This window comes from Natronohydrobacter thiooxidans (genome assembly GCF_001884735.1).
In the GTDB taxonomy this organism is placed as follows: Bacteria; Pseudomonadota; Alphaproteobacteria; order Rhodobacterales; family Rhodobacteraceae; genus Roseinatronobacter; species Roseinatronobacter thiooxidans_A.
On record NZ_MJAP01000012.1, the window covers coordinates 263,607 to 278,775 of the forward strand.

The following is a 15,169-nucleotide window of genomic DNA, read 5'->3' on the forward strand; positions in this document are numbered from 1 at the left end:
GGATGACGAGAGGCAGGTAGTGCCAGGCTGCGCACCTTCCGAGAGAAATAGGAGACAAAACCTACACCTGCTCAACCCCGGCACCAGCTTTTTCAGCGCGGCGTCGCGGGCGCACTCGCGGCCTCAAGAAGCTCGTTCAATGCCTGGCAGGTCTGTTCGATCCGATCGGCATGGACGCCAGCGAGCGGGAACTCGGTGCCATAGGCGAGGCTTGTCAATGCATTGGCACGGTCAAGCAGATCGCGCGCCAACGCCCCGTCGCGATAGGCTTCCAGCATGCGGTTGCGCAAAGCGATGACATGGCTGATGGCATGGCTCATCTCGGCATGCGGCAGATCGCCGCCCTTGTTCATGGCCTCACGGAGCCGCGAGATGGCCTCTGCGGCATGGCGGCGCAGTTCAGTGTCCATCATCATCTCCCTTCATCGGCTGGGCCAAGGCAAAGCCGCTTTCAGGCTGTTCGCGTGCCGCCTTGCCTGCTTCGAGCAGGCCGTGGCGCATCAACATGCCGCCCGCAAGCGCCGCGCAAGAACCCGCCATCGCGGCGTTCCGGCCCGCGCGCCCGCCCAAGGCGGCACTGAGCGCATAACCTACGAGGGGGGCCGCGCCCGCGATGATCAGCGAAGATGCTTTCAGTCGCCGCTGCGGCTTGCTGTGCTCGATCGGTTGGCTCACGCCGCACTCTTTCAGCCGTTTGTTGACTGCGGTGCTGGCCCCGACATGGGCAAGGGTGGCTATGGCCGCGACCTTTTCAAACCGTCGTGCCGTGGCGTCCCTGCCCCCCAGCCGTTCCCAAAGCGCCAATGCTGCGGCCCCCATGGCCACTGCGACCCCCGCAAATTGTCCACCAAGGGATCGGGGTGCGGCGGCCCAATAGGGGTTTGATGTCGCCGATACCAAGGCTGCGGTATAGGTCGCGACACCCGCGCCACTGAAGCCGGACACAAGTTGCGCGGCCTTGCCAAGCCAGCGCAACAGGTGCCTTCGTCCCACTGCTGGTCCTTCGGCAAATGCTGAAAAAAGGCTCGCGCCCCCAAAGGCACCAAAGATATACGTGCCGAAGGACATGGGCGAAGTCGGCCGCAAGATGCGCAGCATATTGTGAAAGCGCTGCGGGGTCTTCAGATCAGCGATCAGCATCGCGGCCCCGGCTGTCGAGCCTGCCAGTGCCATCAGCCTGGCGCCACGGCGCGCGGCGCGCAAACCTTCCGGGTCGCGCAAAGAACCCAGCGTCGCGAGCGCTTGCGCCGCGCCCGCCGTGCCCGCCACAGCAATATAGCCGCTGACTTTCCAGTCCCAATGCGGATATTTCAGCGCCTGCTGGCCGTAATATGTCTCGCCCCGCCAGTCGCGCAGGGTATGTCGGTCTTGTCGGGTCATCTCCGCCCCCCTCCCAGCAGAGCTGCGGCGGCGATTGCGAGCCCTGCGAAGGCCGCAAGGCTTGCCCCGAAAGCCGGTGCAATCCGGCGTGATGGTAATGTCGGAGCGGCAGGCAGATTATAGATCTCGGGACGATCACACAGCAGAAAGAAGGCGTTGAGCTTCTCGATCCCACCGGTCGCGCCGGGGCTGTCGGGAACACCGTAAAGATAGGCATCGGTTTCGCCGCGGTCATGCAAGGCGCGCGTCCGCTCATGCGCCCGATCAATCAACTCGTCCAGTGGCCCGAACTGGATCGAGTCAGTCGGGCAAACCTGTGCGCAGGCGGGCTCTCGGCCCCCCTTCAGCCGGTCGTAGCAGAGCGTGCATTTATGTGCCTTGCCATCCACCTCGTCGACATCGACGACCCCAAAGGGGCAGGCGGGAACGCAATAGCCGCAGCCGTTGCAGACATCCTGCTGAACCACGACGCTGTCAAACTCAGTGCGGAAGATGGCACCGGTCGGGCAAGCCTCCAGGCAGGGGGCGGGGTCGCAATGCTTGCAGACATCGGACATCATCAGCCAGCGAGGGTCAGCATTGCCCGCTGCGCCGTCCATTTGCTCTACAAAGGCGACGTGCCGCCAGGTGGTGGCAGACAACTCGCGCGTGTTGTCATAGCTCATGCCCGACATAGCCTCTTGCTCGGCAGGCAACTGGTTCCATTCCTTGCAGGCAACTTCGCAGGCCTTGCAGCCGATACACAGTGTCGTGTCAGTGAAAAACCCATAGGCGCGACCGGGTTCGATGGCGTCGCCTTGTACGGATTCGCGCGTTCGCGGAAGATCGAAGCTCATTCGGGCCTCCTTTCCGTCAATCTGCCCGCGCGGATGGCACAGGTCAGGGACTTGTTTTCATGCATGGAGGTGTTGGGGTCGCCGATGGCAGCGGTCAGCATATTGGCAATGTCGCCAGTGGCCTCCCCTTCCCAGCCGAAATGCCAGGGCATTCCGATCTGATAGACCTGCCGCCCGTCCAGCCGCAGGGGGTGCAGTCGCTCCGTAACAAGCGCGCGGGTCTCGACGGCACCGCGCGCAGTTGCAATCGTTATCCAGTCAAGGTTCGAGACGCCGATCTCACGCGCCAGTTGCGGCGGGATTTCGGCAAACCCTTCGGGCTGCAATTCAGCGGTCGATGGGGTCGCGCGCGTGGGCGTGCCCGCGCAATGGTGCTCGGTCAGCCGGTAGGTCGTCAGAACATGTGGATAGGCGGGATCACCGGGCGCGTGCAACGGGTTGATCTCGCGCTCGAATTTCTTGGCCACCGGGTTTTCGCGCTGCTCAGGATAAAGCAGGTTGCCACCGGGGCTTTCTACCGGCTCATAATGCGTCGGCAGCGGCCCGTCCTTCAGGCCCGAGGGCGAGTAGATATGCGCGCGCCCATCCGGCATCATGATGAATGGCTCGTCGCCACGGATCGCTTCCATGCCCTCAGGCTTCTTGCTCCAGTCCGGGCGGTAATTGGGTGCCTTGTCGGGTGGAAAATCGATGGCGTCATTGCCGTCCCAGCTTTCTTCCTCGCCGTCCCACCAGATCAGCCGCTTGGCTTCGGACCATGGCCGCCCCTCCGGGTCTGCAGACGCACGGTTGTAAAGTGTGCGCCGATTGGCGGGCCAGGCAAAAGCCCAATCGAGATGTGTGCCAGGGCCGTCAGGGCCATCTGCATTGCGTCGGCGTGTCTGATTTCGGTCATTCTCGGGAAAGGCGCCACAATAGATCCACGACCCGCAAGCTGTCGAGCCGTCATCCTTGAGCGCCTGAAAGCTGGAAAGCTGTTCGCGCTGGGGCCATGTGTAGCCACTGATCTCGCGCAGGACGGATTCGGCTTCGATATCGCCACGCGCGTTTCGGATCGGGTAGTCGAGCGTCAGGTTGCGGATCGGTTCGTCCTGTTCGTCACTGCTGTCCGCATAGAGCGCCTTCAGACGTTGGCCCAGGTGATACATGAACCACAGCTCTGACCGGCTGTCGCCCGGTCCATCGATCACCTTGTCGTGCCATTGCACAAGGCGGTGGGTGTTCGTGAAGCTGCCTTCCTTCTCGCCGGCAAGCTCGGCGGGCATCAGGAATATCTCGGTGCCGATCTCCTCGGGCCGCATCTCTCCATCGCGGACAAGATGGCCCTTTTGCCAGAAGCTGGCACTCTCGACCGTTTCGGTATCGCGCACAACCAGCCAGTCCAACTGCGCGAGACCGCGCTGAACCATCCGGCTGTTGGACCCGCCGACCACCACATTCTGACCCAGCAGAAACAGCCCCTTGATCAGCCCGTCATTCATCGCAAGTGTCATGGCCAGCTGCGAATGGTCGCCGACAAGCTTGGGTAGCCATTGGTAGCCCCATTCATTCTGAGGCCCGACGGCATCCCCATACCACGCACGCAACAGGCTGGTCATGTATTTCGGGAAGTTGTGCCACCAGCCGGTGGGAATGGTCTCGTCATCCAGAAACTGGTCGTAGTGCCGCGCCTGCGGCTTGAAGGCATTGGGCTGCGGCAGGTAACTTGGCAGCATGTTGTAAAGTGTCGGGATGTCGGTCGAACCCTGGATCGAGCAATGCCCCCGCAGCGCAAGTATGCCCCCTCCGGGCCGCCCGATATTGCCCAGAAGCGACTGTACAAGGCCCCCGGCCCGGATCATCTGCACGCCGGTCGTGTGATGATTCCAACCCACTGCGTAACAGATCGCGCCGGTCTTCTCGCGGCCAGAATTCTCGGCCAGCGCCTGCGCAATGCTGACAAAAACCTCCTTCGGGCAGCCCGTAACCTGCTCTACCATTTCGGGGGTATAGGGCGCGTAATGGCGGCGCAGGATTTGGTAGACGCACATCGGATGCTGAAGCGTCGGATCTTCGCGCGGCGGGTGATCGTGCAATCGGCTGGTCAACTCGGAGAAGGACTCGGCCGTGTCGATGTAATGCTCTGCCAGCGCCGACGGGATGGTAAAGCCGACATATTGCCAGCTCTCCTGATCATAGGATTTTTTTCTGTCATTCCAACCGGAAAACAGGTTTGAAGGATCCTCGGAAGGGCTGCGGAAATCCTTCTCGATGATCGTCGCGAGGTTGGTGTAGGCCAGAGCATAGTCGCGAAACCACAGATCGTTTTCCAGCAGGTAGCGTATGATCCCGCCCAGAAAGGCGATGTCGGTCCCCGTGCGGATCGGGGCATGAATATCGGCCAGTGCAGAGGTGCGCGTAAAACGCGGATCGACATGGATCAGCTTTGCACCGCGCTCTTTTGCCTGCATGACGAACCTGAAGGCGATCGGGTGCGCCTCGGCCATGTTCGAGCCCATCACCAAGATACAGTCCGAATTGGCCAGATCCCATTGCGCCATGGTTGCGGCGCCCCGCCCGTAGGCGGCGCCAAGGCCGGGGACAGAGTTGGAATGGCAGACCCGCGCCTGATTTTCGATCCAGACCATCCCCAGCCCCCCGCCGAAGATCTTCTTGATGAGGTAATTTTCTTCATTGTCGAGCGTCGCGCCGCCAAGCGATGCCACTCCGAGCGTGTGGTTGACGATCGTCCCGTCAGGCAGCGTCCGGACAAAGGTTTCGTCGCGGGTTTTCTTTGTCAGGGCGGCAATTCTGTCCATCGCCCAGTCAAGTGGCTTCTCCTCCCATTCGGTCGAAAAAGGTGCGCGATACTTGACTTTCTTCAGCCGGGAAGGGGCGGTGTGAACGCTCAGAAGCGCCGCGCCCTTGGGGCAGAGTGTCCCCTGATTGACCGGACTGTCGGGATTGCCTTCGACATTGATCAGTTGTCCGTTGCGCACATAAAGCCGTGTGGAACAGCCAACGGCACAAAAGGGACAGACGCTGGTCCCGACCATTTCAGCCTGCTCAAACCGGGGGCGCAAAGCCTCCGACATCTCGCTTCTGGCCGCGCTGCTGCGGTGATCGGCACCGCGCACCTGCCGCGGCAGTGACCAGTTGCGCAGAAAATGTGCCAACCTGCGCTGCGGCGACTGCTTGGCGCGTGTCATGGCTTATACACGCCAAGTTCGCTGATTTCATGCGCCACAAGAGCGCTGCGCCCGTCGACCTTCTCATAGGCGACGCGCACATGCGCCAGCCGGGTACAGAGGGCCGCGAGATCCTGCGCGGCGGTCTGCGCCGGGTGTGCAAGCGAGAAATGGAGCGCGCCCCCATCCGGTTTTGTCAGACGAAAACGCCCCTCCTGTACAATTGTCACGATACCTAGAACCTGTTCCATGGCGCACCCCGCTGTCGTGAAATTTCTTTCTGAGTGCCGTCTAAACACCCTGTTCAGCAAAAATGTTCCCGAATTTCACAGCAGACCGGGCACAGCAGGCAGGGCCTATGCGGCGCTTTGGCGCTGGGTTCGCAGGGTCAGAGCGCCCCGACGCTGGGGCCGACGCTTTTTTCCACGGTCGTGGGGAACATGAGGCCCGCTTCTGTGGTTAGCAGCGTATCCTGAAAACTCTGAAAAGGGGCGTATTATGGCCAATGACAAAATTGCCGGCAAATGGAAGCAGCTCAAAGGCTCTGCGAAAGAACGGTGGGGGGCTCTGACAGACGATGATCTGGATCAGGCCGAAGGCAAGCGCGACAAGCTCGTCGGTAAGATTCAGGAAAGATACGGCATCGCCAAGGAAGAGGCCGAAAAACAGTATGACGACTGGGCCACCAGCGTCTGACAATAGCTATTCGCGCGGACCTGTGGCCGCGCCATCCTTGTTGATAGTGAACAGCGCAACCAGATGCGCCGAAGGAGTTGACATGGCAGATCAAGCAGCGAACGCAAAGAAAGACAGCGCGGCGCAAGACGTGAAAGAGCGCGCCGAAGAGCTAAGACAGGACGCAGATCATACCGCGAATGAGGCAGCCCGAGCGGCCAAGGCCTCTTACGAGGATATGAAAGCACAGATCGACGTTCTGAAACACGATATCGCCGAGCTTTCAGCAGCCATTCTCAGGGTCGGAGAGCATTCGGCACGCGACACTGTCGAGCGCCTGCGCAAGACCGGTCGAAAAGCAGTGGACCACGCGAACGACCAGATGGAGCATGCTGCAGATCGTGTCGAGAGCATGCTGGACGACGCCGAGGTCTTTGCTCAGGAACGCCCTACTGTCGCGCTGGCGCTGGCCGCCGGCGCCGGGTTCCTGCTGGCCACTGCACTGTCACGGCGCTGATGCTTTTTCCTGTTCAGCAAGCCAAAGCACGGCTGGACTGGCACAAGCGGCGCTTGCTGTTGGGCGTCGCAGGTCTCGTCATGCTAAAGATAGGTGCCGCGTTTCTGGTCGCTGCGATCTGGCTCGTTCTCGCGGCAGAGTTTTCGCCTGTGATCGCGACCCTGGTATGTGCGGCTCTGTTCTTCGGCGCGGGGCTTGTCGTATTGGCATTGCGCGGAGCGCGGCCAAAGCCTGAAGCGCCTTCACTTGAGGAGCGCGCGCAGGCTGATGGCAGATTGCTCAGAACCCTCGCCCATCCGGCGTTGCTCGAAGCTTTGTTGTTCGGGGTCAGCGTCTATCGAGAGGTACGCAGAGGGCGCAAGTAGCCGCTCAGTCAGAATCGTCGGGCGGGCGCAGGGCTTCGACCTGTTCAGGGGCGATCGGGTCGGGGTAGTCATTGCCGAAACGGGTGCGCACATAATTGGTCACCGCGGCGACCTGCTCGTCCGACATCATGCCACTGAAACCCGGCATCCCATGATAGCCGATCAGGATGACACCAGCGACGAAGTGTTTCGAGTTCATCTTGGGATTATTGGCCAGGGGCGGATGCGCGCCTGCGCCCGCACTGCCCTCACCGTCTTCCATATGGCAGGCCTGGCAGGTGGTCCGGTAAAGCGCTTCTCCCTCTGATTGCGTGAATCTCTCGGACTCTTCGGAAAAGCGTTCCAACAGGTTCTCACTGTCAGTCTCTTCGCCCTGCGTAACCTGTGGATCGGCGGATTGTTGGGCCGAGACTCCGCCTGTCATGACAATCAGCGCAACAACTGCGTAGGATAAGCTTCGGGTCAGCATCTCAGGCATTCTCCCTTTCATCCAGACGTCTGATTGCATCAAGTGCCGAGAGGAAGGATCCTTCGAGCCATGCCGGAATATGCGAGCAATGCTCGCCCGCCAGAACCAGCCTGTGGTCGATTTCGCACAATGTCTTGTAATGTGCATCGCGCAGATCGTCCGTCCATTCGCCATAACAACCCAAGGACCAGTCCACGCGGTGCCAGACCCAAGAGGTGCCCGACATGAACTCCGTATCATATTGCGGGTGGATCCGGCGGCCAAGTGCCAAGGCCGCATCAATGCGCTCCTGAGGCGTCATGGTGGACCATGAATAGGTGAAAGTACGCCCTGCCGTAGATGTGTCATAGGCCGCTTGCAAAACCGCCGGGCCATCAGACAGAAACCCGTAATTCGGATAGGCGATCTGCACCAAGGGCAGGTCAGTATAGCTGATCCCGCCCATGATCCAGTCATCCTGTTCCCAGAAGCGGCGCCTGAATTCCAGTCCGACCTTGAAGGCAGAAGCGTAAGGAACAGCGGCGATTGCCTTGCGCATTGCGTCCGAGCAATCCACCTCAAGCTGTACGAGGACTGACAATGGTATCGTGCAGATGCACCAGTCTGCGGTTTCCTGATGGACTGTTCCGCCGCGCCCGCCATCTTCGTAGCTGACGGTCACGCTGTTTTCATTCTGCGCAATCCTGATCACGCGGGCATTCAGTTGGATCACGTCGGCCACCTCGCGCGCGAAGGCATCCGAAATCCTGTCCATGCCCCCGACGGGCTCGAACATTGGCGGCTCAAACAGATAGTCGTGGAAGTTGAACAACTGGTCCCAAAGCCCCGAATGCAGCAGTGGTGAAAGATCGATGGGCTGTGAGGGCTTCTTGTCCGGCATGAGCCCGCCACCGGGGCGGATCTCCCACCCACGCACATCGCCCAGTTCGTCGCTGACACGGTAGCGGTAATTGCTGTCCAGAACCCCCCATTCTTTCAGCCCCTCCAGCAGTTTCTCGCGGTCCTCAACGCTGACGGTTTCATCCAGATCGCCCTGATTCAGCGATTTGGCCAGCAATTCAGAGACATGGCCGCGCATATCCTTCTCGACATGGCCGACGCGCTGGGGCTGGCCGCCAAAGGCTGTGGCGGAATGCAAATAGGCCTTGTTGTTCTTGTTGATGAAAGGCTGCATCGGCACCCCCAGTCTGCGACAATAGTCGAACACTGCGCGGTGATGCACCGGCAGTCGCCACGGGCCAGGGTTGAGATACCCGTCGCCTTCAAAGTCGCAGGTTATTTCATGCCCGCCCATTTCTGTGTACCGATCACCGCCGCGCAGGGTCAGACAGCGCCCGCCGATCCGGTCCTGATACTCAAGGATCTTCACCGCATAACCCGCGCGGCGCAGCTCATAAGCGGCCAACATGCCCGCAACCCCGGCGCCGAGGATCAGCACGCGGCGGCGCCCGCGCGGGCCTTGCAGATCCGGTTCGCCGCTATAGCCGGACTCGGCGGCAAAGCCGAGGCTGGTCATGGCCTGATACATTGCGGCTGCCCCGGCAACCTGCCCGATCATCGCGAGCAATTGCCGTCGGCTCGGGTGGAAGGGAGTCATGGCCATGGTTTCAACTCTCCTGACGTTTCATTCCGCGCTGCCGGGCGCGCCACCAGTAGATCAAGCCTCCCGCCACAATCAGCGCGCTCACACCGATCAGCCCGGCCCATGCAGCCAGTTGCAACATGCGCAGGGGCGCTGGCATTTCTTCTTCATGCTCGCGGATGCGGGTGACGTTTTCGGCGGTCAGGTCGCTGTCCTGCCGCCCGCCGTAAGTCGTGCGGGTGAAATTGGCGAGCATCGCAATCTCTTCATCGTTCAATTCATCCGCAAAACCGGGCATCGCGGGCGCGCGGGGCAGCTTGCCAGCGGGCACGCCATAAAGCAGCACCTGCAGAAGATTGGTGGTCTCTTCCCGACGCAAAGCGGCATTCTGCTGGAGCGGCGGATAATAGGCCTGTGGCTGGCCCTGCCCGGTAACACCGTGGCAGGCGGCGCAATGCTCAAGAAACAGGCGTTCAGGGGCTGTCGGCGCTTCGACCGTCATTGCTTCGGCCATCTCGGCGCGGATCTGGTGATAGGCGTGCTCCGGTCGAACGCGCTCTCCCTCCGGAGGGATTGCCGACATGTCATGAAGGCCGGTCTGAATGGGCGGGATAGCCTTGAGATAGGCCGCAATCGCCGCCAGGTCGTCTTCCTCCAGATGGCTGCTGGCATGTCGAACGAAATCTGCCATGGGCCCGGCGGCTTGCACGACATTGTCCGCATGACCCTTGCTCAGATAATCGGCAATGTCCCGCTCTGACCATTCCCCGAGGCCGGTGACCGGGTCCGGTGTCAGGTTTGGCGCCAGCCAGCCATCCAGCACTTCGCCCGCCAGATAGAGGTCGTCCTGCATGGCGAAGAGATCGTTGCGCGGCGTGTGGCATTCGCCGCAATGGCCCAGATGATTGACCAGATACGCACCGCGGCGCAGCACGGGGTCATCATGCTGGGGCAGGTCGCGCTCGTTGAGGTACAGCCAGTTCCATGCCAGTACCCCGCTGCGGATGTTGAAGGGGAAGGGCAGGTCCGTCTCCTCTTCGGGGCGCGAATGCACCGGTTCCTGATCCTGCAGCCACAGATACAGGGCGTCGATATCCGCGTCCGTCATGCCCCGGTACGAGGCATAGGGCATGGCGGGATAAAGCCTGCGGTCGGGGGCAACGCCACGGCGCAGAACATCGGCCAGATCGTCCCGGCTATAGTTGCCGATGCCATATTCCAGTGATGGGCTGATATTGGTCGCGACAATGGTGCCCATCGGCGTTTCGACCTGATAGCCACCTGACAGATCTTCTCGGTGGCATGACATGCAGCCCGATGCACGCGCGACATATTCCCCATGCTCGATATAAGAAGCAGCATCCCGCGCCGTCTCGGCGAAACCGGGGCCCGCCAGCATGAATGTCGCAAGGGCCGCACCTGTGTGTACGCAAGCCCGCAGGCTTCTCCCTTCGGTTATGCTGCACGGGCTATTCGACAAGTCTCTCTCCAAAACAGGACACCGAAACCTAGATTGCGCCTCAAATCGGGGCTGGCTCACCGCTGCGCGAAGCCAAAAGCGCTCCGCTCACCAACAGTTCAACCAACGTCACAGCGCACTCTATGTTCCGCGCGCCTGAGAAAATGCCACCTAGGGGCGAGCCAGATTGCTGCGCGGAATCCATTGTTGAACAGCGATCTGCAGGGTTCCGCTACTTCTTGCGGGCGTCTTCTGCCCCTCCGCCATTGCCTGTATCAACCGGGAATGGGCTTGCGGCCGGTGGGATAGGGCGGCTCGTCGCCGCTCTCGCATTGTTTTTCCTGCGGCTTCTGGCGATCACGGGCGGGCTCTTTCTCGTCCTCCGCGTCATCGTTCACCCGCTTCAGAGGCTGATCGCTGCGCTGTCGATTTTTTCTGTCTTCGGATTGGCTGCGGTCTTTGGACTCGTCCATTCTCATGCTCCCCACGGATTATGTGGGACCAGAACGTCCGGAACGTATATATTGTTCCCGGCGAGCGCCGGTTTCGGTCGTGTGGCGCCGAATTCCAGCCCACGCGCATAGGGTTGTCTCTGGGAATCGTACACGCCAAGCCATTTATCCGCGAGAGCTTCATTCTGGCGGCGCCCGAAGCGAACATCGCCCGCCGCCAAGGTCAGATTACTGCGCTATCAGACTGCCCTGGCGCATAGCGATGGCGCCATGAAGGAAGCGGCGTGACGGATGGGCATATCACGGATCGCCTTCATCCGTGGGGCCAGCGCGGGCTTTCCGGCCGTGTATTTGTGTGCCACGCACAGGAACATCTCACCATTGCGATTGTTCGGACCATCAAATGCAAGATGGTAGGAGGTCATCATGCTAGGGCGATACTGGCAGGAACTTCCACGACTGATCAGGTTCATGATCCGGCATTTCGCTATCGGCATGGGGCTGGGATGGGCATGTGCCCTGATGGTGATCTGGTACGACGTGGGCGGGATCGGCTCGCTTCTCGCACGGCAGGAGGGTGTGGGCCTGATGGCGCTGTTCTTCATCAAGGGCGGACTCTATTTCGGCACCATGGCGACAGGCGTGGCGGTGATGAATTTACGCAGGGATGAGACCGGGGGCAGCGGGCCCGGCAGAGGACTGCTTTCCCATATCCTGTGTGATCCATTCGGTATCCGCGAAAAGGCGCGGCTGAAGGTGCGCCATACTGCTTACCCGGCTGCGGCGGGTGCATCCAATACGCCACGCAATCTCGGCAAGGCCTCGGGGTAATTCGTCTGCAGGAAGTTTGCCAGATGTTCACGAATTCCGCAACGCAGATCAAAAGCTTTGGGCGCATTCGCGGCGCTGGCGAGTATCCTCACTTCCATGACGAATTCGCGGAAATCGGTCACTTGCACTGCGAAAACGTCACGATCCCATAGGGGGCTATCTACCAGGAAGCCCGCCACGCTTTGGCGGATTTTCTCTACCGGCACCGTGTAGTCGAGATAAATGATCACTATGCCGATCAGCGCAGCATCTTCGCGCGTCCAGTTCTGGAAGGGCTCCTCGATGAAGTAGGTCAGCGGCACCACCAGCCGCCGTTTGTCCCATATTCTGACCACGACATAGGTTGCTGTAATCTCTTCGATATTGCCCCATTCACCCTCGATGATCACGGCATCGTCTATGCGGATCGGTTGCGTGAGGGCAAGCTGGATCCCTGCAAAAAGATTGCGCATGATCGGCTGGAGCGCAAGACCCAGCACAATCCCTGCCACACCGGCCGAGGCAAGCAAGCTGATCCCGACCTGACGCGCGCCCTCGAATGTCATGATAATCGCGCCACCCCCAAGCATCAGCACGATGATATTCGCAACACGTTGCAATATGCGGGACTGGGTGACGTGTTTGCGCGCGATCAGGTTATCTTCAACATCCACGCGGAATTTGCGCAGATACAGGGTCAGCCAGATATCCAGCGCGGTGCGGATCACCCAGATCATGGAGAAGAGAAAGACCACCAACAAGGCATGCAGCGCCACGGCCTCTTGCTCCTCGGTCAGCGGGGCCAGGATGATGGCGAAGGCCATAGCGATGATCGTCAGTGTCAGTCTGGCCGGGCCGGTGCCCCGGCGGATGAGCGCGCGCCAGAAGTCCTCGCGCTGCGACAAAACCCGCATCAAGAACCAGTGCAAAGCCGCGTGTACCAGCCATGCTGCGAGCACTGCAGCGGCGAATAATGCCAGTGTGATTGTCCAAGGCATCATGGTTGGTCCCGTCCCGTATGGATCAGATGAACATCACGACCATCGCAAGCGTCACCACAACCAAGACTGCAGACCACATGTGATGCGACTTCCACAGCGGTTTCTCTGCCAGTTCCTCGCGATCCTTGCGCCAGCTTTCGCGGCTCCAGGTCAGCTCTTCTGCGTCCGAATCCGGCGCGTCCGACCGCAGGGTGACCGTCAGGAAAACCCCGAGGTTGACGAGCAGCATCAGGCCGGTGCCATAAAGGAACTGCAGACCGATCAGTTCCAGCACCTCGAATGCCGTGAAGCAGATGATCCCGATGGGAATGCCGATGGAGAGGGTCCAGAAAGCTGCGTGCCGTGGCGGTCGAACCCAGAATACTCCGCCCAGAAAGACCACAACAACCGGCATTGTGACATACCCCAGGAAGGACTGAAAGTACTCGACGATGCCGCCAAACGTCCCGATCAGCGGTGCCCAGAGCGCGGCGAGAACCATGAAGATGCCGACCAGCACGCGGCTGATCAGCAGCATGCGCTCTTCGCTCATCTTCTTTTTGCGCGGCCTGATGAAATCATTCACCACCAGCGAGGCACTGGCGTTCAGAACGGAGTCAACGGTGGACATCAGCGCCGCCACCAGCGCTGCGAGCGCCAGCCCGCGCAGGCCCTGTGGCAGCAGCTCGAAGACCAGCGCGGGCCAGATCTGGTCACTGTCCTGAAGATCGGGGAATATCTCGCGCCCCATCAGGCCCGGCATTATCAGTATGAACAGGAACGGAAGCTGCATGGCGCCTGCCAGCAGCAGACCCCAGCGCCCGTGGTCGATGTTCTTGGCGGCCAGAACCTTCTGCACGACCGCCTGATTGGTTGTCCAGTAGTAGAAGCTCAGCCAGATGGCCCCGGTTATGATGCCGGGCCATGGAAAGAAATCGTCATCCGCCGGGGGCGCGATGGTGAAGCCGCCCTCGGGCGCGGCCTCCCGCACACCCTCCCACGATCCGATCTGTGCAAAGGTCATGAAAAAGATGATCGTGCCGATCAGGATGAGCAGCACGCCCTGGATCGAGTCGGTGATCATGACTGCTTTCAGCCCCCCAAGGATCACATAGGCCCCGCCGAGGAAGGCAATCACCGCGATCAATGTCCACATCGGAACATCCGGGAAGAGCAGCTTGAGCGTCAGCGAGCCCGCGAAGAGCGCGCCCGCACTGTCGATTACGATTGCCGTGAAGACCGAGAACGCCGCGAAGACTTTGCGCGCCCGCCAGTCATACCGCTTCTCCAGAAACTCTGGCATCGTGCTGACCTTGGAGCGCAGGTAAAAGGGAAGCACGAACAGCGAGAAGAAGATCAGCACCAGCGTGGCGGTCCACTCGTAGTTCCACACGGCAATCCCATGTTCGTAGCCCGCACCGGAAAGCCCGACAAAGGATGTGCCCGAAAGATTGGCCGACATCATCGAAATGCCGATCACTGGCCAGATTGCCCCGCGCCCGCTCAGGAAGCTGCTGGAATCGCTGTGAGAGCGGCTCACCCAGATTCCGATTGCCACGACTATGATGATGTAAAGACCAGCTATCGAGAAATCGATACCAGAAACATCGAAGTCAGGCATGACAAGAGCTCCCGAGGCAGACAGATTCGGATTGCGAACACACAGACGCTCCGTTTTGTTCCGGATTTCGTGAGCGCGTTAGACGAGCTGAGGTTCATTCGAACCCGAATCCATATGCGTTATGCCTCACGGCAGCCGCGCCGCAGTCGGCGAATTTGGCGCCAATAATTTCGCTGGAACATCCGTCCGCGAAAACGGTTTGGGGGGTCTACAGCCTCTGCGAGGCCCTAACAAACAGGAGAATCACCAATGACACCCAAATTCCTAGTCCCCCTTGTCTTTGCCCTTGGTGCCAGCACCGCGGTCATCGCGCAGGAGGCCCAGATGGATGCAGAGACAGATTTCAGCCTTGCCACCATTCCGTTCGACTGGGACGATGATGTCGTGAACGCATTTTTCAGCGCGCCCGAGACAGGCGAACTGCGTGACGAAGATGAAATTTCGGAAAACTGGCAAGACCTGTCCCCCGAACAACAGGACATCGTGCGTCAGTACTGCGATGGCGTGACTGGTACCCCCGGGCTGGATGGTCTGGACCAGACGGACGGTGCTGAAATCGCTCCGACTGAACCCGCTGGTGAGCTTGGCGCACCTGCGGAGCCCGGCGCAACAGATGATCTTGGTGCACCCGCAGAGCCTGGCGCAGCAGATGATCTTGGTGCACCCGCAGAGCCCGGTGCAGCAGACGAGCCTGGCGCCCTTGGTGAAATGGACACAGCCGGGACCGCGCCAGAGATGACCGAACTCTGCGAGATCGTAGACACGCTGTAACCTTGATCGCGCGACCTTTGCATCAACCCGGGCAGGCACTTTCGCCTGCCCGGGCATTTGCGTATTTTGCATATGCATCGTGCCC

16 protein-coding genes are annotated in these 15,169 nt (G+C 60.5%); 5 read left to right on the forward strand and 11 right to left on the reverse strand.

Annotation, left to right across the window (positions count from 1 at the left end; genetic code table 11):
• Window positions 1-92: 92 nt before the first annotated feature.
• Genes BG457_RS09030 through BG457_RS09050 form a run of 5 tightly spaced genes read right to left on the reverse strand, consistent with a single transcriptional unit; the run spans window position 93 to window position 5,634 of the window.
• Complete coding sequence (locus tag BG457_RS09030) at window positions 93-410, reverse strand: hypothetical protein (protein WP_139257625.1); 318 nt, start codon at window positions 408-410, stop codon at window positions 93-95.
• Window positions 400-1,380, reverse strand: a complete 981-nt coding sequence (gene nrfD / locus BG457_RS09035) for an NrfD/PsrC family molybdoenzyme membrane anchor subunit (RefSeq protein ID WP_071796771.1) — start codon at window positions 1,378-1,380, stop codon at window positions 400-402. The genes BG457_RS09030 and nrfD overlap by 11 nt, the downstream gene beginning before the upstream one ends.
• On the reverse strand, window positions 1,377-2,216 hold the full coding sequence (locus BG457_RS09040; protein ID WP_071796772.1) for a 4Fe-4S dicluster domain-containing protein: 840 nt from the start codon (window positions 2,214-2,216) through the stop codon (window positions 1,377-1,379). The genes nrfD and BG457_RS09040 overlap by 4 nt, the downstream gene beginning before the upstream one ends.
• On the reverse strand, window positions 2,213-5,404 hold the full coding sequence (gene fdh, locus BG457_RS09045; RefSeq protein WP_071796774.1) for a formate dehydrogenase: 3,192 nt from the start codon (window positions 5,402-5,404) through the stop codon (window positions 2,213-2,215). Before fdh ends, BG457_RS09040 begins: the two co-directional genes overlap by 4 nt.
• Window positions 5,401-5,634: a hypothetical protein gene (locus tag BG457_RS09050; RefSeq protein ID WP_071796776.1), complete on the reverse strand. Its 234-nt coding sequence runs from the start codon at window positions 5,632-5,634 to the stop codon at window positions 5,401-5,403. The genes fdh and BG457_RS09050 overlap by 4 nt, the downstream gene beginning before the upstream one ends.
• A 247-nt stretch (window positions 5,635-5,881) precedes the next feature.
• Between BG457_RS09050 and BG457_RS09055 the strand changes: the two genes are divergently transcribed.
• The 3 genes from BG457_RS09055 (at window position 5,882) to BG457_RS09065 (ending at window position 6,940) form a co-directional block, all read left to right on the forward strand.
• The gene (locus tag BG457_RS09055) at window positions 5,882-6,079 is read left to right on the forward strand and encodes a CsbD family protein (protein ID WP_071796778.1); all 198 of its coding nucleotides are present in this window, start codon (window positions 5,882-5,884) and stop codon (window positions 6,077-6,079) included.
• 82 nt (window positions 6,080-6,161) lie between these two features.
• The gene (locus tag BG457_RS09060; protein ID WP_071796781.1) at window positions 6,162-6,575 is read left to right on the forward strand and encodes a DUF883 family protein; all 414 of its coding nucleotides are present in this window, start codon (window positions 6,162-6,164) and stop codon (window positions 6,573-6,575) included.
• On the forward strand, window positions 6,575-6,940 hold the full coding sequence (locus tag BG457_RS09065; protein WP_071796783.1) for a hypothetical protein: 366 nt from the start codon (window positions 6,575-6,577) through the stop codon (window positions 6,938-6,940). Before BG457_RS09060 ends, BG457_RS09065 begins: the two co-directional genes overlap by 1 nt.
• A 4-nt stretch (window positions 6,941-6,944) precedes the next feature.
• On the opposite strand, the gene BG457_RS09070 is transcribed toward BG457_RS09065, so the two are convergent.
• From BG457_RS09070 to BG457_RS09085, 4 genes are all read right to left on the reverse strand, one after another.
• Window positions 6,945-7,409, reverse strand: coding sequence for a c-type cytochrome (locus BG457_RS09070; RefSeq protein ID WP_071796785.1), 465 nt, complete (start codon window positions 7,407-7,409; stop codon window positions 6,945-6,947).
• 1 nt (window position 7,410) lies between these two features.
• A complete protein-coding gene (locus tag BG457_RS09075; RefSeq protein ID WP_071796787.1) occupies window positions 7,411-9,012 on the reverse strand; it encodes a flavin monoamine oxidase family protein in 1,602 nt (533 codons plus the stop codon).
• Window positions 9,013-9,016: 4 nt separating this feature from the next.
• On the reverse strand, window positions 9,017-10,390 hold the full coding sequence (locus BG457_RS09080; RefSeq protein WP_071796789.1) for a cytochrome c: 1,374 nt from the start codon (window positions 10,388-10,390) through the stop codon (window positions 9,017-9,019).
• Window positions 10,391-10,725: 335 nt separating this feature from the next.
• Window positions 10,726-10,923, reverse strand: coding sequence for a hypothetical protein (locus BG457_RS09085; RefSeq protein WP_071796791.1), 198 nt, complete (start codon window positions 10,921-10,923; stop codon window positions 10,726-10,728).
• A 405-nt stretch (window positions 10,924-11,328) separates the two neighbouring features.
• Here BG457_RS09085 and BG457_RS09095 point away from each other — a divergent pair, with 405 nt between their 5' ends.
• The gene (locus tag BG457_RS09095) at window positions 11,329-11,733 is read left to right on the forward strand and encodes a hypothetical protein (protein ID WP_139257629.1); all 405 of its coding nucleotides are present in this window, start codon (window positions 11,329-11,331) and stop codon (window positions 11,731-11,733) included.
• Here the strand turns inward: BG457_RS09095 and BG457_RS09100 are convergent.
• Both BG457_RS09100 and BG457_RS09105 read right to left on the reverse strand, forming a co-directional pair.
• Window positions 11,673-12,713 carry a mechanosensitive ion channel family protein gene (locus BG457_RS09100; protein WP_071796797.1) on the reverse strand — a complete coding sequence of 347 codons (1,041 nt, stop codon included), beginning with the start codon at window positions 12,711-12,713 and terminating at the stop codon, window positions 11,673-11,675. The two genes, BG457_RS09095 and BG457_RS09100, sit on opposite strands and share 61 nt — an antisense overlap.
• A 22-nt stretch (window positions 12,714-12,735) precedes the next feature.
• Window positions 12,736-14,313 carry a sodium:solute symporter family transporter gene (locus BG457_RS09105; RefSeq protein ID WP_071796799.1) on the reverse strand — a complete coding sequence of 526 codons (1,578 nt, stop codon included), beginning with the start codon at window positions 14,311-14,313 and terminating at the stop codon, window positions 12,736-12,738.
• 249 nt (window positions 14,314-14,562) lie between these two features.
• Between BG457_RS09105 and BG457_RS09110 the strand changes: the two genes are divergently transcribed.
• On the forward strand, window positions 14,563-15,084 hold the full coding sequence (locus BG457_RS09110; protein WP_071796801.1) for a collagen-like triple helix repeat-containing protein: 522 nt from the start codon (window positions 14,563-14,565) through the stop codon (window positions 15,082-15,084).
• The last annotated feature ends 85 nt before the right edge of the window (window positions 15,085-15,169 follow it).